This is a genomic window from Necropsobacter massiliensis (assembly GCF_000827595.2).
In the GTDB taxonomy this organism is placed as follows: domain Bacteria; phylum Pseudomonadota; class Gammaproteobacteria; order Enterobacterales; family Pasteurellaceae; genus Necropsobacter; species Necropsobacter massiliensis.
Genome location: NZ_LN776194.1, coordinates 1 through 21,453 on the forward strand (window position 1 = coordinate 1; position 21,453 = coordinate 21,453).

At 47.7% G+C, this 21,453-nt stretch carries 21 protein-coding genes and 3 tRNA genes; 16 read left to right on the forward strand and 8 right to left on the reverse strand.

What is annotated here, in order from left to right:
- Both BN3349_RS11115 and serS read left to right on the forward strand, forming a co-directional pair.
- Window positions 1-1,270 (forward strand): replication-associated recombination protein A (locus BN3349_RS11115; RefSeq protein ID WP_040977456.1); only part of this gene is annotated, 1,270 nt, incomplete at its 5' end.
- 82 nt (window positions 1,271-1,352) lie between these two features.
- On the forward strand, window positions 1,353-2,642 hold the full coding sequence (gene serS, locus BN3349_RS11120) for a serine--tRNA ligase (RefSeq protein ID WP_040977457.1): 1,290 nt from the start codon (window positions 1,353-1,355) through the stop codon (window positions 2,640-2,642).
- Between the two features lie 104 nt (window positions 2,643-2,746).
- Here serS and tilS read toward each other — a convergent pair whose 3' ends face one another.
- The 4 genes from tilS to ribA form a co-directional block, all read right to left on the reverse strand.
- Window positions 2,747-4,030, reverse strand: a complete 1,284-nt coding sequence (gene tilS, locus BN3349_RS11125) for a tRNA lysidine(34) synthetase TilS (protein WP_040977458.1) — start codon at window positions 4,028-4,030, stop codon at window positions 2,747-2,749.
- 53 nt (window positions 4,031-4,083) lie between these two features.
- A complete protein-coding gene (pdxY, locus tag BN3349_RS11130) occupies window positions 4,084-4,944 on the reverse strand; it encodes a pyridoxal kinase PdxY (RefSeq protein ID WP_040977459.1) in 861 nt (286 codons plus the stop codon).
- Window positions 4,945-5,016: 72 nt separating this feature from the next.
- On the reverse strand, window positions 5,017-5,970 hold the full coding sequence (gene accA, locus BN3349_RS11135; protein WP_032109854.1) for an acetyl-CoA carboxylase carboxyl transferase subunit alpha: 954 nt from the start codon (window positions 5,968-5,970) through the stop codon (window positions 5,017-5,019).
- A gap of 176 nt (window positions 5,971-6,146) precedes the next feature.
- Window positions 6,147-6,800 (reverse strand): GTP cyclohydrolase II, encoded by a 654-nt coding sequence (ribA, locus tag BN3349_RS11140; protein ID WP_032109855.1) that lies wholly within the window; start codon window positions 6,798-6,800, stop codon window positions 6,147-6,149.
- 75 nt (window positions 6,801-6,875) lie between these two features.
- Here ribA and BN3349_RS11145 point away from each other — a divergent pair, with 75 nt between their 5' ends.
- Entirely contained in the window at window positions 6,876-7,607 is a 732-nt protein-coding gene (locus BN3349_RS11145; RefSeq protein WP_040977460.1) for a phosphatase PAP2 family protein, read from the forward strand.
- A 52-nt stretch (window positions 7,608-7,659) separates the two neighbouring features.
- Window positions 7,660-8,574, forward strand: coding sequence for an N-acetylglucosamine kinase (nagK, locus tag BN3349_RS11150; protein ID WP_040977461.1), 915 nt, complete (start codon window positions 7,660-7,662; stop codon window positions 8,572-8,574).
- A 48-nt stretch (window positions 8,575-8,622) separates the two neighbouring features.
- On the opposite strand, the gene BN3349_RS11155 is transcribed toward nagK, so the two are convergent.
- Window positions 8,623-9,192: a YceB family lipoprotein gene (locus tag BN3349_RS11155; protein WP_040977462.1), complete on the reverse strand. Its 570-nt coding sequence runs from the start codon at window positions 9,190-9,192 to the stop codon at window positions 8,623-8,625.
- A gap of 116 nt (window positions 9,193-9,308) precedes the next feature.
- On the opposite strand from BN3349_RS11155, the gene BN3349_RS11160 reads away from it, so the two are divergent.
- The 8 genes from BN3349_RS11160 to truB all read left to right on the forward strand — a co-directional run bounded on the left by BN3349_RS11160 (window position 9,309) and on the right by truB (window position 16,475).
- Entirely contained in the window at window positions 9,309-10,070 is a 762-nt protein-coding gene (locus tag BN3349_RS11160; RefSeq protein ID WP_040977463.1) for a BUD32 family EKC/KEOPS complex subunit, read from the forward strand.
- The gene (locus BN3349_RS12295; RefSeq protein ID WP_281256027.1) at window positions 10,067-10,198 is read left to right on the forward strand and encodes a hypothetical protein; all 132 of its coding nucleotides are present in this window, start codon (window positions 10,067-10,069) and stop codon (window positions 10,196-10,198) included. Before BN3349_RS11160 ends, BN3349_RS12295 begins: the two co-directional genes overlap by 4 nt.
- Before the next feature lie 174 nt (window positions 10,199-10,372).
- Window positions 10,373-10,449 (forward strand) — tRNA-Met (locus tag BN3349_RS11165).
- A 119-nt stretch (window positions 10,450-10,568) separates the two neighbouring features.
- On the forward strand, window positions 10,569-11,024 hold the full coding sequence (gene rimP, locus BN3349_RS11170; protein WP_040977464.1) for a ribosome maturation factor RimP: 456 nt from the start codon (window positions 10,569-10,571) through the stop codon (window positions 11,022-11,024).
- A gap of 24 nt (window positions 11,025-11,048) precedes the next feature.
- Complete coding sequence (nusA, locus tag BN3349_RS11175) at window positions 11,049-12,536, forward strand: transcription termination factor NusA (RefSeq protein WP_040977465.1); 1,488 nt, start codon at window positions 11,049-11,051, stop codon at window positions 12,534-12,536.
- A gap of 14 nt (window positions 12,537-12,550) precedes the next feature.
- Window positions 12,551-15,082, forward strand: a complete 2,532-nt coding sequence (infB, locus tag BN3349_RS11180) for a translation initiation factor IF-2 (protein WP_040977466.1) — start codon at window positions 12,551-12,553, stop codon at window positions 15,080-15,082.
- Between the two features lie 95 nt (window positions 15,083-15,177).
- Complete coding sequence (rbfA, locus tag BN3349_RS11185) at window positions 15,178-15,555, forward strand: 30S ribosome-binding factor RbfA (protein WP_040977467.1); 378 nt, start codon at window positions 15,178-15,180, stop codon at window positions 15,553-15,555.
- Window positions 15,556-15,557: 2 nt separating this feature from the next.
- Window positions 15,558-16,475, forward strand: coding sequence for a tRNA pseudouridine(55) synthase TruB (gene truB / locus BN3349_RS11190; RefSeq protein ID WP_040977468.1), 918 nt, complete (start codon window positions 15,558-15,560; stop codon window positions 16,473-16,475).
- Window positions 16,476-16,572: 97 nt separating this feature from the next.
- Here truB and BN3349_RS11195 read toward each other — a convergent pair.
- The 3 genes from BN3349_RS11195 to orn all read right to left on the reverse strand — a co-directional run bounded on the left by BN3349_RS11195 (window position 16,573) and on the right by orn (window position 17,431).
- Window positions 16,573-16,648, reverse strand: a tRNA-Gly gene (locus tag BN3349_RS11195).
- Between the two features lie 33 nt (window positions 16,649-16,681).
- Window positions 16,682-16,757, reverse strand: a tRNA-Gly gene (locus BN3349_RS11200).
- A gap of 119 nt (window positions 16,758-16,876) precedes the next feature.
- Entirely contained in the window at window positions 16,877-17,431 is a 555-nt protein-coding gene (gene orn / locus BN3349_RS11205; protein ID WP_040977469.1) for an oligoribonuclease, read from the reverse strand.
- Window positions 17,432-17,501: 70 nt separating this feature from the next.
- On the opposite strand from orn, the gene rsgA reads away from it, so the two are divergent.
- The 4 genes from rsgA (at window position 17,502) to crr (ending at window position 21,449) form a co-directional block, all read left to right on the forward strand.
- Window positions 17,502-18,551, forward strand: coding sequence for a small ribosomal subunit biogenesis GTPase RsgA (rsgA, locus tag BN3349_RS11210; protein ID WP_040977470.1), 1,050 nt, complete (start codon window positions 17,502-17,504; stop codon window positions 18,549-18,551).
- A gap of 237 nt (window positions 18,552-18,788) precedes the next feature.
- Window positions 18,789-19,046, forward strand: a complete 258-nt coding sequence (ptsH, locus tag BN3349_RS11215; RefSeq protein WP_040977471.1) for a phosphocarrier protein Hpr — start codon at window positions 18,789-18,791, stop codon at window positions 19,044-19,046.
- Between the two features lie 112 nt (window positions 19,047-19,158).
- Window positions 19,159-20,886: a phosphoenolpyruvate-protein phosphotransferase PtsI gene (ptsI, locus tag BN3349_RS11220; RefSeq protein WP_040977472.1), complete on the forward strand. Its 1,728-nt coding sequence runs from the start codon at window positions 19,159-19,161 to the stop codon at window positions 20,884-20,886.
- Window positions 20,887-20,948: 62 nt separating this feature from the next.
- Complete coding sequence (gene crr, locus BN3349_RS11225; protein WP_040977473.1) at window positions 20,949-21,449, forward strand: PTS glucose transporter subunit IIA; 501 nt, start codon at window positions 20,949-20,951, stop codon at window positions 21,447-21,449.
- Window positions 21,450-21,453 lie beyond the last annotated feature (4 nt).

Consider the following 21,453-nt stretch of genomic DNA (forward strand, 5'->3'; position numbering starts at 1 on the left):
GTATTGCGGGCAGGCGCATTTGGTTGCGCCGGGCAAACCGCTGCGCAGAGCCATTGAGGCGGGTCATGTTCATTCAATGATTTTCTGGGGGCCGCCGGGGACGGGAAAAACTACGCTGGCAGAGATTATCGCCCGCCATATCAATGCGGAGGTTGAACGAATTTCAGCGGTTACTGGTGGCATTAAAGAGATTCGTGAGGCGATCGAACGGGCAAAACAAAACCGCCTGTCGGATCGGCGCACCATACTGTTTGTGGATGAAGTGCATCGCTTTAATAAAAGCCAGCAGGATGCGTTTCTACCGCATATTGAAGACGGCACGGTCATTTTTATCGGGGCGACCACCGAAAATCCTTCTTTTGAGTTGAATAATGCGTTGCTGTCACGGGCGCGGGTGTATATTTTAAAACCGTTAAGCACAGCGGAGATCGAACAGGTATTAGAGCAGGCGTTAACCGACGAAGTCCGCGGGCTGGGGAAAGAGCGGTTGATTTTACAAGAGAATCTGATGCATATGCTGGCTGAATATGTTAACGGCGATGCCCGTCTGGCGCTGAACTGTCTTGAATTAATGGCGGATATGGCGCAAGAAAGTGAAAACGGCAAAATATTGAACCGCACTTTGTTGGCAGAAGTGTTGGGTGAACGGCAGGCGCGTTTTGATAAGCAGGGTGATCGCTTTTATGATCTGATTTCCGCACTGCATAAATCCGTCCGCGGTTCCGCGCCGGATGCCGCCTTATATTGGTATGCGCGGATTATTACCGCCGGCGGTGATCCCTTGTATGTGGCGCGTCGTCTGCTGGCGATAGCCTCCGAAGATGTGGGCAATGCGGATCCGCGAGCGATGCAAGTGGCGTTGGCGGCTTGGGATTGTTTTACTCGCGTCGGTGCGGCGGAGGGCGAACGCGCCATCGCACAGGCTATCGTATATCTTGCCGTCGCACCGAAAAGCAACGCGGTTTATAGCGCCTTTAATGCCGCGAAAAAACAGGCGGCGGAAAGTCCGGATTACGACGTGCCGGCGCATTTGCGCAACGCACCGACTCATTTAATGAAGGAATTGGGGTACGGTGCGGAATATCGTTATGCGCATGACGAGCCGAACGCTTATGCGGCGGGAGAGAACTATTTTCCGCCGGAGCTGCAAAATACTCAATATTATTTCCCGACCCAGCGCGGCATGGAAATTCAGATTAGCGAGAAATTAGCCCGCTTGCGCGAACTGGATAAACAAAGCACGACTATTCGTTATAAATCACGCGGATAACTGGTTTATTTTGTGAATCCGATCTAGAATAGCCGAGTATCAGAGTAACACATATTTCAAATTAACAGGTTAGGGTAACACTATGATCGATCCGAATTTATTGCGCAATAATCTTGCAGAAGTGGCAGAAAAATTAAAGCTCAGACGCGGTTTTGATTTAGACGTGGAAAGTATCAGCCGCTTGGAAGAACAGCGTAAAACATTGCAAGTTAAAACGGAAACCTTACAGGCAGAACGCAATGCGCGTTCCAAAGTTATCGGCGCAGCTAAAGCGCGCGGGGAAGATATTGCGCCGTTGCTGGAAGAAGTGGAGCACATGGGCATCGAATTGAGCATGGCGAAAGCGCAACTCGATGATGTACAGGCGGAGCTCTATAATATTGCGATTGCGATCCCGAATATTCCGGCGGACGAAGTGCCGTTGGGTAAAGATGACAGCGAAAATAAAGAAATTTCACGCTGGGGCGAGCCGAGAACCTTTGATTTTGAAGTCAAAGATCATGTCACCTTGGGCGAGCAGCTCCGCGGGCTGGATTTTGCCGCCGGTGCCAAACTCAGCGGTGCGCGCTTTGCGGTAATGCAAGGACAAATCGCTAAAATGCACCGCGCATTGGCGCAGTTTATGCTGGATCTACACACCGAGCAGCACGGCTATCGGGAAACCTATGTGCCTTATTTGGTGAACCACGATACGCTATACGGCACCGGGCAGCTGCCGAAATTCGGCGAAGATTTGTTCCACACCAAACCGCTGGAAGGTGAGCAACCTTATGCTTTAATTCCGACAGCTGAAGTGCCGGTCACCAATTTGGTGCGTGATGAAATTTTGGATGAGGCAGATTTACCGCTCAAAATGACCGCACATACGCCTTGTTTCCGTTCCGAGGCAGGTTCTTATGGGCGTGATACCCGCGGTTTAATTCGTATGCACCAGTTCGACAAAGTGGAAATGGTGCAGATTGTTGCGCCGGAAAAATCCATGGCAGCGCTGGAAGAATTAACCGCTCATGCGGAAAAAGTTCTGCAATTGTTGCAGTTGCCGTATCGTAAAGTGTTGCTGTGTACCGGTGATATGGGGTTCGGTTCGGCGAAAACCTATGATTTAGAAGTCTGGGTGCCGGCACAGAATACTTATCGTGAAATTTCTTCTTGTTCTAACATGTGGGATTTTCAGGCTCGCCGTATGCAGGCCCGTTGCCGCGCCAAAGGCGAGAAGAAAACCCGTTTGGTACACACCTTAAACGGCTCCGGGCTGGCGGTTGGTCGTACCTTGGTCGCTGTTTTGGAAAACTATCAGAATGCCGACGGCAGCATTACCGTTCCGGAAGTATTGCGTCCGTATATGGGCGGGCTTGAGGTTATCGGCAAATAATCGATAGATAACTTAGCGGGCGCAATTTAGCGCCCTTTTTGTTGCCCGTGTGTTTCCGTTTACTGCATGATTGCTATAAAGGTGCGGGCGTTTTGCTGTCTGGATTATGCAGAATCAACAAAAAAACCCACCGCACTTTTAAACTGTTCGCCGTAGAAAATCAGTGGAATCCGGCGGCGTTGCCAGACGGGCACTTCGGCTTGTTGCCATAATTTTTTGATATCCTGATTCACACCGTTTTTATTGCGTACCGCGCCAGAATAAGCAAAGCGGATTTGGATCGGCAAATCGGTGGTCGGCAGTGGTTGGTGGTAATGCTGCCATTGCGCCAGTAAACCCTCTTGGGTTTCGTGCAGCCGCAATGTTCCCAGATTATCGGGCAGGGCGATTGTTTGATTAGGTTGAATATCAAGGCGAATTTTGCTCAAATCGGCAAAATTTTCTGTGAGATAAAGCCGGTTTCGATAGCGCCGGATTACCTGATTTTGCCAGTGAAACTGCGGGTTGCGATCGGCGCGGGCGCTAATTACATCAGTAATCAATTGCTCCAGTTGTACTACGGAGGGCATCGCTAGGTTAAGTGCCGCCAGCCAGCGGCGCAGCAAGGCTTTTTGGCGCAGGACGGAAAACTGTGCAAACCCACTAATATCAAAAGTGCGGTCGGATTTTGCATAATATTGCTGAAAATCCCGGTTGATAAGCTCGTCGATTAATTGCTGCTGCTCGAAACAATGCCGGGCGGAACGCTGTACCGCGTGGTCAAAATGCGGCCAGCGACGGCGTAATCGGGGCAGGATTTGATGACGCAAAAAGTTACGCTCGTAATGGTTATCGGCGTTGCTTTCGTCTTCAATCCACGGCAGTTTGAGCGCACGCACGTAATCTTCCAGTTGTGCGCGGCTGAAAGGCAGCAGCGGGCGAAAAATCGGCAGATTATTGACCGCACTTTTTACTGCCATAGCGCTCAACCCTTGCAGACCGCTGCCGCGTTTGAGCGCGAGAAAAAAGGTTTCCGTTTGATCTTGTTGATGATGAGCGGTGACTAGGATTTCGTTTTCGTGCAGGTGCTTTTTGATCGCGCTGTAACGCGCATCTCTGGCGCCGGCTTCAATGCCTGCGCGCGTATCAACCCTGACTTTCTCAATAATCAGAGGTATTTCCAGCTGCTGACAGAGATTTTGACAATGTTGCGCCCATTGATCCGCGTTGCGGCTTAAGCCGTGATGAATATGGATGGCGCGCAGCATGAAGTGCGGTTGTTTTTTTCGTAGTTCGGCGAATAAACCAAGCAGGGCAGAGGAGTCCAACCCGCCGCTGAAGCCGAGCAGAAATTCGGTCTGCGAGGGCGCATAATCGCTAATCTGGCGGCAGAATTGTTCAAACAGCATGGTGAGAATCCAAAAAATTCTGACGGCGCAAATGCGCCGACAGATTGTGTGAATTAGGCGATTTTTACCGCGCGATAGTTACTGCGTGGTGTAACGATTTGATCACGTGCCGCAATGATTTGCAGTTCATAAGAACCATGTTGATGCGTGATTGCCATTACGTCGTTTACTGCGTTTGCGGTGTGCTCAAAAGCATCGACGTCGGATTTGCCGTTCAGCAGGTTGGCGATAAACAAACCGGCGGTTAAATCGCCTACGCCAACCGGCTCTTTGTCGAACGGATGCAACGGGCGGGCAATATGCCAAATGCCGTCTTGATTCGCCAGTAACATTTCAAACTGCTGCGGATTTTGTCCTACTTTACTTAAATGTTTGACCAACACTTTTTTCGGACCTTTACGCAAAATCGCTTTAACCGCTTCAATTGCTTGATCAAAATTCTCTACCGTCAGCCCGCTGAGCTCGCGCAATTCCACCAGATTCGGGGTCATAATGTCCGCTTGTGCCATGGCAAGATTAATCAGCCCTTCTTTTACGCCGTCGGCAACAATGCAGCCTTTATCCGGATGACCCATGACCGGGTCGCAAAGATACAGAACGCGCGGATTTTTTTCTCTTATTTTATGCAGCGCATTAATAATTTCTTCTACCTGTTCGGCAGAACCGATATAGCCGGAGACGACGGCATCACAGTGATGCAGTTCGCCGATAGCGTCGATACCGGCTACGATTTCGCCGATTTGCTCTTTCGGCACGACCATGCCGGTCCATTTGCCGTATTGCGTATGATTGGAAAACTGCACCGTATTCAACGCCCACACATCGACACCGAGTAATTGCATCGGAAAAGTTGCCGATTTATTACCGGCATAGCCGTATACAACATGAGATTGAATTGAAAGAATATTTTTCATGATATTGATTATTTCCGGGTAATTGACAGAAAATAGGGACGGACCACCGTCCCCTTTGGAATTCTATGCGACTTAGCAGTAGCCATAACCCATTAAACGTTGGTAGCGGCGATCCAGCAAGGTTTCCTGATCTAAGACATCAAGGTCTGCCAGATCGGTTAATAGACGTTGTTTTAGATTTTGCGCAATTTCGTCATAATTGCGATGTGCGCCACCGAGCGGTTCCGGCACGATATTGTCGATCAGTTTCAGTTGTTTTAGGCGCGGTGCGGTTAATCCCATAACTTCCGCGGCGGTGGAGGCTTTTTCCGCACTTTTCCATAATATAGACGCACAGCCTTCCGGTGAAATCACCGAATAGGTGCTGTATTGCAGCATATTGACTTTATCGCCCACGCCGATTGCTAATGCGCCGCCGGAGCCGCCCTCGCCGATCACGGTACAGATAACCGGCACTTTCAAGGTTGACATTTCACGCAGGTTGCGGGCGATAGCTTCTGACTGACCGCGTTCTTCCGCACCGACACCCGGATATGCCCCCGGCGTGTCAATAAACGTGATGATCGGCAAATGGAAACGCTCTGCCATTTGCATTAAACGCAACGCTTTACGATAGCCTTCCGGTGCCGGCATGCCGAAATTACGCATAACTTTTTCTTTTACGCTGCGCCCTTTCTGATGCCCGATCACCATCACCGCTCTGCCGTCCAGACGAGCGAGACCGCCGACAATCGCTTTATCGTCGGCAAAGGCGCGATCACCGGCAAGTTCTTCAAATTCGGTAAAAATATGTTTGATATAATCTAGTGTATGCGGGCGGTTCGGATGTCGCGCCATGCGCGAGACCTGCCACGCATCCAGATTGGCGAAGGTTTTCTGTGTTAGCTCCGCACTTTTCTTTTGTAGACGGGCGATTTCGTCATCAAGATTGATTTTGTCGTCTTGCTGCGTAACGGAACGGAGGGATTCGATTTTGGCTTCCAGTTCGGCAATCGGTAATTCAAAATCTAAATATTCTTGGCTCATGTGTTTTTCCTAATCATCATTCGGCACAAAATTTTACCGCACTTTAACAAGATTTTTGTTCGGGTGCAATTATGCCGTGTATTTTATGCGTTTTTTCAACCGAACACAGCGATTTTATTCGGTATTTCAGCTGGTAAGCGCAGTGTGAGATGCCAGCGAAATGTCCCAAAGTGCGGTCATTTTTGTGGAATTTCTTCCTGACAGTGCGGGCAGTTCATCAAATGCTTTTGATTGTTATGGACAATAAAATGCCCCATTTTTTTCGCTTTAGTATCCAGATATTCCGTATTGTAGCGGTTTTCTCCGACGTTCAACGGCACACGTTCCACAACATTGATACCCGCTTTTTTCATGGTGTCGATTTTGTTCGGGTTATTGGTGAGCAGACGCACTTGTTTAACCCCGAGCAGTTCGAAAATATCGGCGCAGACGGCAAAATTGCGCTCATCAGCGGCAAAACCTAGCGCCAGATTGGCTTCAATGGTGTCCATGCCCTGATCCTGCAGAGAATAGGCGCGGATTTTATTAATTAATCCGATACCGCGTCCTTCTTCGCGGTGATAAATCAGCACGCCGCGTCCTTCTTCGCTGATCTGGCGTAATGCGGTGGCAAGCTGAAAGCCGCAGTCGCATTTTAAACTGTGTAGCGCATCACCGGTTAAACATTCCGAATGAATACGGGCTAACACCGGCACATTCGGATCGCTGATATCGCCCATCACAAGCGCTACATGCTCTTTTTTAGTATCCGGAAATTCAAAGCCGACAATACGGAAAAGTCCAAATTCGGTTGGCAGGTTGGCTTCAGTCACACGCTGAATTTTTGACATAATTAAATCCTTATCCTTTTTTCTTTGTAATGGTGTTAGAATACGTTCTTTTTACAATCCGAGATGGTTACTAAAATGTTAAAACGGCTGTCATTATATACCTTATTATTGCTTATTGTACCTTTTTTTGTTTGGGCGACCGGCTGGCAGTGGCAGGGAGATGGTGCGCTTAGTGGCTTTGATCACGCACTGTATTGGCTGACGGAAAGCGGTAGTTCGCCTTATGCGATGATCACCTGTGCGGTATTCGCCGGGTTGTATTTTTGGCTGATTCCGAATAAGAAACAAGCCGTTTGGGTGATTGTGATTATGGCCTGTTCCATCGTTCTCACACAGGGAATGAAAAGTGGGCTAAAACTGCTGTTTGCCGAACCGCGTCCTTTTGTTACCGCGCTGGCGGAGCAAGCCGATATTTCCACCGAGTATTTTTACGATCAGACGCGCACCCAGCGCGAGCAAATTGTCTCCCTGTATTATGCAGATAAACCGCAGACGCCGGACTGGTTGGTACGCCATCGCGTGCATGAAACCGGTTATTCCTTCCCTTCCGGACATACCTTGTTTGCCGCGGCTTGGTTGATGCTGGCAGTGGGGTTCGGTCGGCTGTTGGGCGGACAACGCGTCAAAATGCGGCTGTTAACCGGCGTGATTGCGGTTTGGGCGCTGCTTATGCTGGTTAGCCGGTTACGTTTGGGCATGCACTATCCGATTGATTTGTTCGTTTCAATACTCACCGCGTGGCTGGTGCATTGCGTGCTTTTCACCTTTTTAGCCAAAAAGGCGATCTTTCGCAAAGAAAACCGTTAAAAGTGCGGTTAGAATAAGCGCTATTTTATTGTAATTGATCAAAGAGGTTTACATGCTATATGGTTTTGATATCGGCGGAACGAAAATCGAGCTTGCCGTGTTTAACGAAAAACTGGAGAAACACTATGCCGAACGAGTGCCGACACCGAAAGAGGATTATCAGCAATGGCTTGATGTGATTGAAGATCTGGTGCGCCGCGCAGATCAACAATTCGGCTGTCGAGGCTCGGTGGGGCTGGGAATTCCGGGATTTGTCAATCCGAAAACCGGTATTGCATCAATCAGCAATATCCGCGCTGCCGATAAAAAACCGATTTTAACCGATTTAACCGAACGCCTCGGACGTGAAGTGCGGGCGGAAAATGATGCCAACTGTCTTGCACTATCCGAAGCTTGGGCGGAAGAAAATCAGCAATATCAAAGCGTTATGGGGTTTATTATCGGTACCGGTTTCGGCGGTGGTTTAATCGTTAACGGCAAGGCGCATTCCGGTCAAAGCGGAATGGCGGGCGAAGTAGGGCATATTGCGTTAAATTATCAGGCGCTGAAATTACTCGGTTGGGATAAGGCGCCGATTTATACCTGCGGCTGCGGCAATCAGGCTTGTCTGGACACCTATTTGTCCGGTCGCGGTTTTGAATTTTTGTATCGCGATTTACAGGGCGAACCCTTACCCGCCAAAGCCATTATTGAGCGGTTTTATGCCGGTGATAAAAAAGCGGTTGAATTTGTTGATATGTTTGTGGAATTAATGGCGATTTGTATCGGAGATTTAGCGGTGGTCTTCGATCCTGATCTGATCGTGTTCGGCGGCGGCTTATCCAATTTTGACTATTTATATCAGGCGTTGCCGAACATTTTACCGGGGCAGTTAATGCGCGGCGCCTCTGCGCCGGTGATTAAAAAAGCGATTTATGGTGATTCAAGCGGTGTGCGCGGGGCTGCGGCACTGTTTTTAAGCCGTTAATACCGTTAATGCCATTGCCCCCGCAGTGAGGGCGGGCAATGGTATGTTTTATAAAATTCCTGTGTCCAGTACCAGTTTTCCCGGTTCTACACGGATTTCCTTGGCAAATTTTTTTATCAGAACATCGCGTGCGTTATTGTCGTCCAGCGTATAAATCGGAATATGGTTGATTAAAGCGGAGAGATTCGTACTCAGAAACGGCATCAGCGTCTGTAATTGCTGCATGTAACTGTCCGGTGAACCGGACCAACGCAGAATGCGTATGTCTTTCAGATACACTGCGCCTTTTTGTGCGTCGTAGTAGGGCGTGGTATCGAAAGTCAGGTTGAGCTTGGCGGCAAATTGTTTGTCTTTCAGTTTAAATGTGCCGTCTATGCTACCGTCGATTTCCACTCGGTTTTCCGTCGTTTGTCCGATTCTGGCGGTTAAGTCCTGTAATTGATATTGCATGGAAAAAAGCCCCGGAAAACTGAACTGATCGCTGATATTGGCGTGTTGCGCAAGATAATCGTTGACTTGCGCTTCGCTGACGGCAAAGGGGGAAATGAACGCATGGGCGGCGGGCATAAACAGGCTGCAGAGGCACAATATAGCGGTAATCGCGACTTTGTAAAACATAAATACTCCTTATGATTATCTCGGTAAAGTCAAAAAATAAGTTAAATCAACCGAATTTTATCGATGCGAAGATAAAAACGTATTAATTTTAGACCGCACTTTTATGGATAGGCGATATGTTAAATTCTGAACAACAGACGTTTGAACATTATGTTCGGCAATTATTACAGAAATATCATGGAAAGAGAATCACACCGTTTAACTATGGCGGTGAGGCATTTTGGCTGAAACAGCCGGAGCGAGTGAAAGGCATTTGGCGCCTATTAAAACCCTATCCGCACAAAGCCTTTCGGCAGGAAATTGAGGCGTTGCGCTATTTTGCCGGAAAAGGTGCGCCGGTGCCGGAGATTGTGCTATGCGGCGCGGATTTTTTTGTGCTGCGCGACGGCGGCAAATCTATCGGCTCGCAGCTGAATGACGATAAGGTTGCACAAACCTTGAAAGATCATATGCTGGATGACGGTGCGCGTGCGCTGGCGCAATTGCATCGGCAAGGGCTGGTACACGGGCGTCCGGCATTGCGGGATATGCTGTGGGATAACGGTCGGGTGAGTTTCATTGATTTTGAATCAGGATTGGTGAAAACGGATTCCGCCGCTGCATTAACCCGCCAGAAAGTGCGTGATAATTTGATTTTTATTCACAGTCTGGGGCGCACGGCAAGTTTGTCTGATGAGCGAATTGTGAGCGTAGTAAAAGGTTATTTCGCCGACTGCGAAGCGCCGATCCGACAAGCCACCTTCAAAACCGTACGTAAATATCGCTGGCTGTATGTTGTTTTGCGACCGTTTAGAGCAATTGCGAAGATGGATTTAATCGCGATTTATCGGCTGTTTGAGACTATGCAGAAACTGGAAGATGAAGAGGAAATAACATGAAAAAAATAATTATTGCGCTGCTTGTTGTGATGCTTGTCGCCTGTTTGGTAGGCGGTGGTTTTGGCGTTGGCGGGGGCAGTAACGGTGTTGGGGCGGGCATCGGTATCGGCAGCGGTATTCGTTTTTAAGTGACAAAATCTCACTCTAAATGCCGATAGGGCGGAAATACAATAGAAAGTGCGGTGATTTTTTCTGTTGTTTTTTCGGATTATGCTATTGATACGCGCAATAATCCGCGTTTTTTGCAATAAAAACTTGATATTGGTGCATAAACCCCGTATAATGCGCCTCATATTTTCGGACGCGGGGTGGAGCAGCTTGGTAGCTCGTCGGGCTCATAACCCGAAGGCCGTCGGTTCAAATCCGGCCCCCGCAACCACTTTACAACAAGTTCAGTAAAGGAACCCCAAATTTGGGGTTTTTTTGTACGAGCAATTTAGATGTAGGACTGGGCTGAACGCCCTTTTTTTATGTCTTAATTTTAATCGGGAGGTTGTTTTGGCAGCTTTAGAAGAAAAATTACGGGAATTACTGCAAGGTTCAGTGGAAGATTTAGGCTGTGAGCTTTGGGGAATTGAATGTCAGCGCAGCGGACGTTTTCTAACCGTGCGTTTGTATATTGATAAAGAAGGCGGCGTGACGGTGGACGATTGTGCCGATGTCAGCCGTCAGGTCAGTGCGGTGCTGGATGTTGAAGATCCGATTGCAGATAAATACAATCTGGAGGTTTCGTCGCCGGGGCTGGATCGTCCGTTGTTTAGTTTAGCGCAGTATCAGCGTTTTATCGGGCAGGACATTGCCGTGCAGCTGCGTATTCCGGTAGGCGATCGTCGCAAATGGCAGGGAAAACTGGAAAAAATCGACAACGATATGCTGACCTTAAATGTTGAAGGGCAGCCACAAGTGTTCGTATTTGGCAATATTCAGAAAGCCAACATTATGCCTAAATTCTGATTTTATACAGGGGAAAATAATACCATGAGTAAAGAAATTTTATTGGCGGCGGAAGCCGTCTCGAATGAAAAACTGTTGCCGCGCGAAAAGATTTTTGAAGCGTTGGAAAGCGCAATCGCCCTTTCTACTAAAAAGAAATACGAGCAGGAAATTGATGTTCGCGTAGTGATTAACACCAAAACCGGCGAATTCGATACTTTCCGCCGTTGGTTGGTGGTCGAGCATGTGAATAATCCGACCAAGGAAATTACATTGGAAGCGGCGCAGTTTGAAGATCCGAATGCGAAACTTGGCGATTATGTGGAAGATCAAATTGAATCCGTTGCCTTTGACCGCATTACGATGCAGACTGCGCGTCAGGTGATCAGTACTAAAATCCGTGAGGCGGAACGCAATAAAATTGTTGAACAGTTCCGTTCCCATCAAGGCGAAATTCTGACCGGTACGGTGAAAAAAGTGAACCGCGACAGCATTATTCTAGATTTAGGTCAGCAGGCGGAAGCGGTTATTTTGCGTGAAGATATGCTGCCGCGTGAAAATTTCCGTCCGGGCGATCGCGTGCGCGGGGTGCTGTATAATGTCAATCCTGAAAGCAAAGGCGCGCAATTATTTATTACTCGGGCGAAACCGGAAATGATTATCGAACTATTCCGCATTGAAGTGCCGGAAATCGGGGAAGAGTTGATCGAAATCAAAGGTGCGGCGCGTGATCCGGGTTCCCGTGCAAAAATTGCGGTGAAAAGTAACGATAAACGTATTGATCCTGTTGGCGCTTGCGTCGGTATGCGCGGCGCGCGGGTACAGGCGATTACCAATGAACTCGGCGGCGAACGGGTGGATATTGTATTATGGGATGATAATCCGGCACAATTCGTGATCAACGCCATGGCGCCGGCGGATGTGAGTTCTATTGTGGTGGACGAAGACAAGCATGCGATGGATATTGCGGTGGATGCGGCGAATCTGGCGCAGGCTATCGGACGCAACGGACAGAATGTTCGTCTTGCCACTCAGTTGACCGGCTGGACGCTGAATGTGATGACGACCGACGAGTTGAATGCAAAACACCAGGCAGAAGACAATAAAGTGTTGAAATTGTTTATGGATACGTTGGAAATCGACGAAGAATTCGCCCATATTTTAGTTGAAGAAGGATTCTCTACACTGGAAGAACTGGCTTATGTACCGGTCAGTGAGTTGACTGCAATCGACGGGCTGGAAGATGAGGATTTGGTCGAAGAACTGCAAACTAGAGCGAAAGATGCACTCACTGCGGCGGCTTTGGCGGAAGAAGAAGCGTTGAAACAGGCGCATATTGAAGATAAATTATTAAATCTGGAAGGCATGAATCGTCAAATTGCGTTGCAACTGGCGGCGAAACAGATTACCACCTTAGAGGAACTGGCCGAGCAAGGGGTGGACGATTTATCGGATATTGAGGATCTGAACGCAGAGCAGGCGGCGGATTTAATTATGGCGGCGCGTAACATTTGCTGGTTCAGCGAACAATAAGGAGTGATGACAGTATGACAGATGAAATAAAATTATCGGGTGCGCCGAAAAAGCTGAGCTTGCAGCGGAGAACCAAAACGACGGTTAGCGGCACGACCAGCGGCGGACGCAGCAAAGAAGTGCAGGTTGAAGTGCGTAAAAAACGCATGGTGCAAACCGAAGCGGCGAGAAAAGCGGAAGAACAGGCACGTTTGAAAGCAAAAGAAGAAGCCGAGAAAAAAGCCGCCGCGGAAAAAGCGCAGCGCGAAGCAGAAGAAAAGGCGCGTATCGAAGCAGAAAAAGCACGGCAGGCGAAAGTCGCACAGGCTGCGGAGAAAAAAACGGCGGAAAAAATCACCGCACTTAAAGCGGAAAACAAAGCGCTTGATGCGGAGAAAGAAAAACGTAAAGCGGAAGAGGCAGAACTGCGTCGTAAGGCGGAAGAGTTAGCTCGCCAAAAAGCGGAAGAGCAAGCCAAAAAAGCCGCGGAAGAAGCCAAACGTTATGCGGAAAGCGCAGAGGAACAAAACAGCAGTGAAAATGTGGATGAATATGCTGATTATCATTTGACATCAAGCTATGCGCTTGAGGCGGAAAATGAGGAAGAACGGCGTAACGAAGGGCGCGGTCGCGGCAAAAATAAAGTTGCGAAAGCGAAAAAAGGCGGACGTGAGGATGATAATTCCAAAACCGAACGTGAGTCCAACCGTCGCAATCAGAAAGATTCTCGCGGTGCTAAAGGCGGCAAGGGTAAACAGGGCAAAAAAGGTAGTGCATTGCAACAGGGCTTTACCAAACCTGCCGCACCGGTCAATCGTGACGTGGTGATTGGTGAAACCATTACGGTTGCCGAGTTGGCGAATAAAATGGCGGTAAAAGCCACCGAAATCATCAAAACGATGATGAAAATGGGCGAAATGGTGACGATTAACCAAGTGATCGATCAGGAAACTGCACAACTGGTGGCGGAAGAAATGGGTCATAAAGTGATTCTGCGCAAAGAAAATGAGCTGGAAGAAGCGGTATTGGAAGATCGTGATATAAACGCAGAAAAAGTCACTCGCGCACCGGTTGTGACCATTATGGGACACGTTGACCACGGTAAAACCTCATTGCTTGATTATATCCGTAAAGCTAAAGTGGCTGCCGGCGAGGCGGGCGGGATTACTCAGCATATCGGTGCTTATCATGTCGAAACCGAAGACGGCAAGATGATTACCTTCTTGGATACGCCGGGACACGCGGCGTTTACTTCCATGCGCGCACGTGGCGCAAAAGCGACGGATATCGTGGTGTTGGTTGTTGCGGCAGATGACGGCGTGATGCCGCAAACTATCGAGGCCATTCAGCATGCCAAAGCGGCGGGCGTTCCGATTGTGGTGGCGGTCAACAAGATTGATAAACCGGAAGCCAATCCGGATCGGGTCGAACAGGAATTGCTGCAACATGAGGTAATCGCGGAAAAATTCGGCGGTGATACACAGTTTGTTTATGTGTCGGCGAAAAAAGGGATCGGCGTTGATGAATTGCTTGATGCGATTTTATTACAGTCCGAGGTACTGGAATTGACCGCCGTGAAAGACGGTATGGCCAGCGGTGTGGTAATTGAATCTTATCTGGATAAAGGACGCGGTCCGGTAGCCACTATTTTGGTACAGTCGGGAACATTACATCGCGGCGATATTGTGCTATGCGGTTTTGAATATGGTCGTGTACGCGCAATGCGTGATGAAGACGGCAAAGATATTGATTCCGCCGGACCGTCTATTCCGGTGGAAGTGTTGGGGCTTTCCGGCGTGCCGGCAGCCGGCGACGAAGCCACTGTGGTGCGTGACGAGAAGAAAGCCCGTGAAGTGGCGTTGTATCGTCAGGGCAAATTCCGTGATGTAAAACTGGCGCGTCAGCAAAAAGCCAAACTGGAAAATATGTTCAGCAATATGGAAGAAGGCGATATCGCAGAGCTGAACGTGATTGTGAAAGCCGACGTACAGGGTTCGGTTGAAGCCATTGTACAGGCGTTACAGGAACTGTCCACCGATGAAGTTAAAGTCAATGTGGTGGGATCCGGGGTCGGCGGTATTACCGAAACCGATGCCACTTTAGCGGCGGCGTCCAACGCAATTATTGTTGGCTTTAACGTGCGTGCCGATGCGTCCGCGCGGCGTATTATCGAAAATGAAAATATCGATTTGCGTTATTATTCCATTATTTACGAGCTGTTAAACGAAATCAAAGCGGCGATGAGCGGGATGCTACAGCCTGAATTCAAACAGGAAATCATTGGTCTGGCGGAAGTCCGCGATGTGTTCCGTCATCCGAAATTCGGCGCAATTGCCGGCTGTATGGTGACTGAAGGCATAGTTAAGCGCAATAATCCGATTCGTGTATTACGCGATAACGTCGTGATTTTTGAAGGTGAGCTGGAATCTCTGCGTCGCTTTAAAGACGATGTCGCCGAAGTGCGCAGCGGTATGGAATGTGGTATCGGAGTGAAAAACTATAATGACGTAAAAGTCGGCGACCAAATCGAAGTGTTTGAAGTGGTCGAAGTTAAACGTTCGATTTAATCCGATGGCATGCCGGGCGGTGTAGTCCGCTCGGGTATGCATTATTTTATTCAGGCGGACAATTGTTCGCCTCTGCCTTATTCAGGAGGGTATCAATGAGAGAATTTAAGCGCAGTGACCGCGTGGCGCAGGAATTACAGAAAGAAGTTGCGCTGATTTTACAACGCGAGGTTAAAGATCCGCGTATCGGTATGGTGACGGTCTCCGATGTGGAGGTTTCCAGCGATTTAGCGTATGCGAAAATATTTGTTACATTCTTATTTGATCATGATGAAAGCGCTATCGAAAACGGAATGCAGGGACTGCACAAAGCTGCGCCCTATATTCGTTCGTTGCTGGCGAAAGCCATGCGCTTGCGCATTGTGCCGGAATTGCGTTTTATTTACGACCGCTCTTTGGTGGAAGGCATGCGCATGTCGAATTTGGTGACGAATGTCGTGCGCGAAGATGAGAAAAAACATAAAGAAGAGTAGTGATGAGCAAACCGCGTAAACAAGGGCGTGATGTGCATGGGATTTTTTTGCTGGATAAAGCACAGGGAATGAGTTCCAACGACATCATGCAAAAAGTAAAACGCCTTTTCCAAGCTAATAAAGCCGGGCATACCGGAGCGCTGGATCCGTTGGCGACAGGAATGTTACCGATTTGTTTGGGTGAGGCGACAAAATTTTCGCAGTATTTGCTGGATTCGGATAAACGTTATCGGGTAACTGCCAAGTTGGGCGAGCGAACCGATACCTCCGATGCCGATGGACAGATTATTCAGCGCCGAAGCGTTGAGGTAAAAACGTCGCAGATTTTGACCGCACTTGAGCCGTTTCGCGGTGAGATTATGCAAGTACCGACCATGTTTTCTGCCCTAAAATATCAGGGAAAACCGCTGTACGACTATGCCCGCGCAGGTATTAGCGTGGCGCGCGAAGCCCGTCCGATTACGATTTTCGAGCTGCGCTTTATCGAATATCAGGCGCCTTATCTCACCCTTGAGGTGCATTGTTCCAAAGGCACCTATATTCGTACGCTGGTTGATGATCTGGGGCAGGCACTGGGCTGCGGCGCACATGTCACGATGCTGCGACGTTTGGCGGTGGCGGATTACCCGACGGAGCATATGCTGACCTTAGCGCAGTTGCAGCAGATCGCACAAACTGCTTCGCTGGCTGAAATGGACGCTTTATTACTGCCGCCGGACAGTGCCGTTGCTCGTTTGCCGAAATTGTGTTTAAGCGCTGAACAAAGCCGGGCGGTAAAATTCGGTCAGCGGGTAAAATTCGATAACCGACAGGCGCTTTATGGTCAAGTGCGGTTATTTTCTGATGAGAATCTTTTTCTAGGCGTTGCGCAAGTGGATGAAAATAATGTGATCCGCCCGCAGCGTATGGCTAATCTTTAAGGACGGCGGACAAATCGTCCGCATCATTGCGATTGTTATCGCGTAAACAATAAAAGTCTTTTATTAATGAAAAGAGTTATCTGAATAAAAAAGAAATTGGAGCGGGAAACGAGGCTCGAACTCGCGACCCCAACCTTGGCAAGGTTGTGCTCTACCAACTGAGCTATTCCCGCGTAGACGGATATTATTTCTAATCCGGATAAAATTGGAGCGGGAAACGAGGCTCGAACTCGCGACCCCGACCTTGGCAAGGTCGTGCTCTACCAACTGAGCTATTCCCGCGTTAATTTGTTGGTCATTCGTGCTGAATGTAGGGCGTATTATACGAAAAAATTTTCCTCTGGCAAGCACCATCGGAAAAAAAGTCTCACGTCCGCCTGAATATTCACCAAATTGAATAATTATTTATCGACCGCGCGGATAAAATGAGCACGATAATAAGCCAGTTCGGCGATAGATTCCCGAATATCGTCCAGCGCAAGATGTGTGTTTTTCTTTTCAAATCCTTGTAGAATTTCTGGTTGCCAGCGCGATGCCAGCTCTTTTAGTGTGCTGACGTCCAGATAGCGGTAGTGGAAATAATCTGCCAGTTCGGGCATGTAATTGAATAAAAAGCGTTTATCTTGTGCCACGCTGTTGCCGCAAATCGGCGATACGCCTTTCGGTACCCATTTTTTCAGAAAATCAAGAGTTTGTAATTCCGCCGCACGTTCATTCAGTTTACTTGCTTTCACCCGTTCTACCAGCCCGTTTTCCGTGTGGGTTTTCACGCACCAGTCGCTCATTTTGGCGAGCAACTCATCAGGCTGATGTATTGCCAGTACCGGACCTTCCGCCAGAATGTTAAGATTTTTGTCCGTCACGATGGTGGCGATTTCAATAATGCGTTCTTTGGCGGGATCCAGCCCTGTCATTTCGAGATCAATCCAAATAAGATTTTGTTTATCCTGCTGCATAATATAAGATATCCTATACAAAATTTTTGCTATTCTAACTGAAAACCGACCGCACTTTAAGGATTTATCTTTGAGCAAACGTAAATTAACTCGCAACCAGCAGCGACGTATCCAATCCAATAATACCAAAACCTTGCGCCGTCATCAGGGCAAGCAGCACCAAGATATTGAGTGGCAGGACGATATGTTAGGTGAGTCGCAGACCGGAATTGTGGTCACGCGTTATTCTGTCCATGCGGATGTGGAGGCGGACAGCGGGGAAGTGTTGCGTTGTAATTTGCGCCGCACATTGTCCGGTTTAGTGGTGGGCGATAAAGTGGTTTGGCGCAAAGGCAATCGGCAGTTGCAGGGCGTAAGCGGGGTGATTGAAGCGGTGCATCCGCGTAAAAATGCCATTGCGCGCCCGGATTATTATGATGGCTTGAAGGTTATTGCTGCAAATATCGATCAAATTATTATCGTTTCGGCGGTGGTGCCAGCATTATCTTTAAATATCATCGATCGTTATCTGGTGATCTGCGAAAGCGCGGGCATTCCTGCTGTGATCGTATTAAATAAAGCGGATATGTTATCCGATATACAGCGCCAGGAAGCGCAGGCGCAGCTTGATATTTATCGGAATATTGGCTATCAGACCATGATGTTGTCGGCGGCAAGCGGTGAAAATATGCAAAAACTGACCGCACTTTTAGCCAGCGGAACTTCCGTGCTGGTCGGACAGTCGGGAGTGGGGAAGTCCAGTTTGATTAACCGTATTTTACCAGAAAGTGATATTCCCACCGGCGAGGTGAGTGAAATTTCCGGTTTGGGGCAGCATACCACCACATCATCGCGCTTATACCATTTGCCGCAAGGCGGAGCTTTGATTGATTCGCCGGGCATCCGTGAATTCGGTTTATGGCATCTGGACAGGGAACAGATCACCAAAGGCTATCGTGAATTTCAATATTTTTTAGGCACCTGTAAATTCAGAGATTGCAAACACGGCGATGATCCGGGGTGTGCGCTGCGGGAAGCGGTGCGTCAGGGCAAAATTCATCCGCTCAGATTTGAAAATTATCACCGCCTGCTCGCCGGTTTATCGGAAACCAAATCGCAAAGACATTTTTCTGCGAGCTGAAACGGTTAAATAAAAGTTAAAGTCAGTGTAAAAAATAAACAATTTTGCTGTTTTTTTGTGATTTAGTTCAAATTTTATTGCTATTAATCTTGATTATTCCGTTACTAAGCCTGATACTACGCGACGATTTATTTTTAAATATAAAATAAATATTAAACCGAATTTAATAGGTTTGTGGTTTAAATCTGTTATTAACTTTTAATACTTAGAATTTACTAAATTTTAGAGGATACGATTATGTACTCAAAAGATGTTGAAATTACTGCGCCAAATGGTTTACATACACGCCCTGCCGCTCAGTTTGTGAAAGAAGCAAAAGCATTCGCTTCCGAAGTTACCGTCACATCCGCAGGCAAAAGTGCAAGTGCTAAGAGTTTATTTAAATTACAGACCTTAGGTTTAACACAAGGTACCGTGATTACTATTTCTGCCGAAGGTGAAGATGAGCAGAAAGCGGTTGATCATTTAGTCGCGTTGATTCCTACGTTAGAGTAATTTGAAGTTAGCCATAAAACGGCGGTTTTTATCGTGATTGATAAAAGCTCGGGTTTTATGGCTATTGTTCTATTTAGGGTAACGTTTAATTTATCATTTCGGAAGGTTATATATGATTTCAGGTATTCCAGCATCGCCGGGCATTGTTTTTGGTAACGCATTGGTGTTAAAAGAAGAAAAGATTGTCCTCGATACGCAGAAAATTAAAGATGATCAGATTGAAGCGGAAGTGGCGCGTTTTTATCAGGGCAGAACCGCTGCCATTGAGCAATTAACCGCAATTAAAGACCGCGCTTACGCCTCATTAGGCGAAGAAAAAGCGGCGATTTTTGAAGGTCACCTGATGATTCTTGAAGATGAAGAATTAGAAGAAGAAATTATTGATTATCTGCGTAGCAATAAAGTCAATGCTGGCGTGGCGGCAAGTAAGGTGATTGACCAACAGGTCGCGATGCTCTCGGAAATCGACGATGAATATTTGAAAGAACGTGCCGGTGATATTCGTGATATCGGTAATCGTTTGATCAGAAATATTCTTGGTATGAAGATTATTGATTTGGGCGACATCAGCGAAGAAGCGATTTTGGTCGCCTATGATTTGACGCCGTCGGAAACAGCACAGCTTAATCTGGATAAGGTACTCGGTTTTATTACCGATATCGGCGGCAGAACATCGCATACCTCAATTATGGCGCGTTCCTTGGAATTACCAGCGATTGTGGGTACCAATAATGTGACTCAGCTGGTGAATACCGGGGATTATTTAATTTTAGACGCCGTGAATAATCAGGTGTATGTGAATCCGACATCGGAGCAGGTCGAGCGTTTTAAAGCCTTGCAGGCACAGCTGGCGGAAGAAAAAGCGGAACTGGCGAAATTAAAAGATTTACCGGCATTGACATTGGACGGTCGTCGTGTGGATGTTGTTGCCAATATCGGCACTATTCGTGATGTTGAAGGTGCGGATCGCAATGGCGCCGAAGGTGTCGGGTTATACCGCACTGAGTTTTTATTTATGGATCGCGATCAGCTGCCAAGCGAAGAAGAACAGTTTATTGCTTATAAAGAAGTGGTCGAAGCCATGAACGGACGTATTGTCGTGTTGCGTACGATGGATATCGGCGGCGATAAAGAATTACCGTATTTGAATCTGCCGAAAGAAATGAATCCGTTTCTTGGTTGGCGCGCTATCCGTATCGCAATGGATCGCCGCGAGATTTTACACGCCCAGCTGCGCGCCGTTTTACGAGCGTCCGCGTTTGGTAATTTGGCCGTGATGTTCCCGATGATCATTTCCGTGGAAGAAATTCGCGAATTAAAATCGGTAATTGAAAGCTTGAAACAAGAATTGCGCGACGAAGGCAAAGCTTTTAACGAAGATATTCAGGTCGGCGTTATGGTGGAAACTCCGTCTGCAGCGGTGAATGCAAAATTCTTGGCGAAAGAAGTGGACTTTTTCAGTATCGGTACCAACGATTTAACCCAATACACGTTGGCGGTTGACCGTGGTAATGAGTTAATTTCTCATTTGTACAATCCAATGATGCCGTCGGTGTTGAATTTAATCAAACAGGTGATTGACGCCTCACACGCCGAAGGCAAATGGACTGGTATGTGCGGTGAGTTAGCCGGCGATGAAAAGGCGACTTTACTGCTGCTTGGTATGGGGTTGGACGAATTCAGTATGAGTGCGATTTCCGTGCCGCGAATTAAGAAATTAATCCGTAACGTCAATTATCAGGATGCGAAAGAATTGGCGGATAAAGCTTTGCAGCAGCCGACCGCCGCGGATATTGAAGCGTTGGTTGCCGATTTTTTAGCTGAAAAAGCGTTAAACTAGATACCAATTGTGAAATTTTTGCGCTAGAATAGCTCGAACATTCACTAGTAGGAGACTTACAAATGGGCTTTTTCGATAAACTGTTCGGTTCAAAAGACAATAAAGCTATCGATGTCACGATTTATGCGCCGCTTTCCGGCGAGATCGTCAACATCGAAGATGTGCCTGATGTCGTATTTTCAGAAAAAATTGTCGGTGATGGTGTTGCGATTCGTCCTACCGGTAATAAAATCGTTGCTCCGGTGGACGGCGTAATTGGCAAAATTTTTGAAACGAATCATGCGTTTTCAATGGAGTCGAAAGAAGGTGTTGAATTGTTCGTGCACTTCGGTATCGATACTGTTGAACTGAAAGGTGAAGGTTTTACCCGTGTAGCACAGGAAGGACAATCGGTAAAACGTGGTGATACCATCATTGAATTCGATTTAGCGTTATTGGAAACAAAAGCGAAATCCGTACTGACTCCGGTGGTTATCTCCAATATGGACGAAATCAGCAATATGGATAAGAAAACCGGTGAAGTCGTTGCCGGTGAATCAGTAGTATTAGTGCTGAAAAAATAAAATG

Coding starts and splice junctions, on each gene's coding strand:
- serS (WP_040977457.1), top strand. CDS start 1,353: ATGATCGATCCGAATTTATTGCGCAATAATCTTGCAGAAGTGGCAGAA.
- tilS (WP_040977458.1), bottom strand. CDS start 4,030: ATGCTGTTTGAACAATTCTGCCGCCAGATTAGCGATTATGCGCCCTCG.
- pdxY (WP_040977459.1), bottom strand. CDS start 4,944: ATGAAAAATATTCTTTCAATTCAATCTCATGTTGTATACGGCTATGCC.
- accA (WP_032109854.1), bottom strand. CDS start 5,970: ATGAGCCAAGAATATTTAGATTTTGAATTACCGATTGCCGAACTGGAA.
- ribA (WP_032109855.1), bottom strand. CDS start 6,800: ATGTCAAAAATTCAGCGTGTGACTGAAGCCAACCTGCCAACCGAATTT.
- BN3349_RS11145 (WP_040977460.1), top strand. CDS start 6,876: ATGTTAAAACGGCTGTCATTATATACCTTATTATTGCTTATTGTACCT.
- nagK (WP_040977461.1), top strand. CDS start 7,660: ATGCTATATGGTTTTGATATCGGCGGAACGAAAATCGAGCTTGCCGTG.
- BN3349_RS11155 (WP_040977462.1), bottom strand. CDS start 9,192: ATGTTTTACAAAGTCGCGATTACCGCTATATTGTGCCTCTGCAGCCTG.
- BN3349_RS11160 (WP_040977463.1), top strand. CDS start 9,309: ATGTTAAATTCTGAACAACAGACGTTTGAACATTATGTTCGGCAATTA.
- BN3349_RS12295 (WP_281256027.1), top strand. CDS start 10,067: ATGAAAAAAATAATTATTGCGCTGCTTGTTGTGATGCTTGTCGCCTGT.
- nusA (WP_040977465.1), top strand. CDS start 11,049: ATGAGTAAAGAAATTTTATTGGCGGCGGAAGCCGTCTCGAATGAAAAA.
- infB (WP_040977466.1), top strand. CDS start 12,551: ATGACAGATGAAATAAAATTATCGGGTGCGCCGAAAAAGCTGAGCTTG.
- rbfA (WP_040977467.1), top strand. CDS start 15,178: ATGAGAGAATTTAAGCGCAGTGACCGCGTGGCGCAGGAATTACAGAAA.
- truB (WP_040977468.1), top strand. CDS start 15,558: ATGAGCAAACCGCGTAAACAAGGGCGTGATGTGCATGGGATTTTTTTG.
- orn (WP_040977469.1), bottom strand. CDS start 17,431: ATGCAGCAGGATAAACAAAATCTTATTTGGATTGATCTCGAAATGACA.
- ptsH (WP_040977471.1), top strand. CDS start 18,789: ATGTACTCAAAAGATGTTGAAATTACTGCGCCAAATGGTTTACATACA.
- ptsI (WP_040977472.1), top strand. CDS start 19,159: ATGATTTCAGGTATTCCAGCATCGCCGGGCATTGTTTTTGGTAACGCA.
- crr (WP_040977473.1), top strand. CDS start 20,949: ATGGGCTTTTTCGATAAACTGTTCGGTTCAAAAGACAATAAAGCTATC.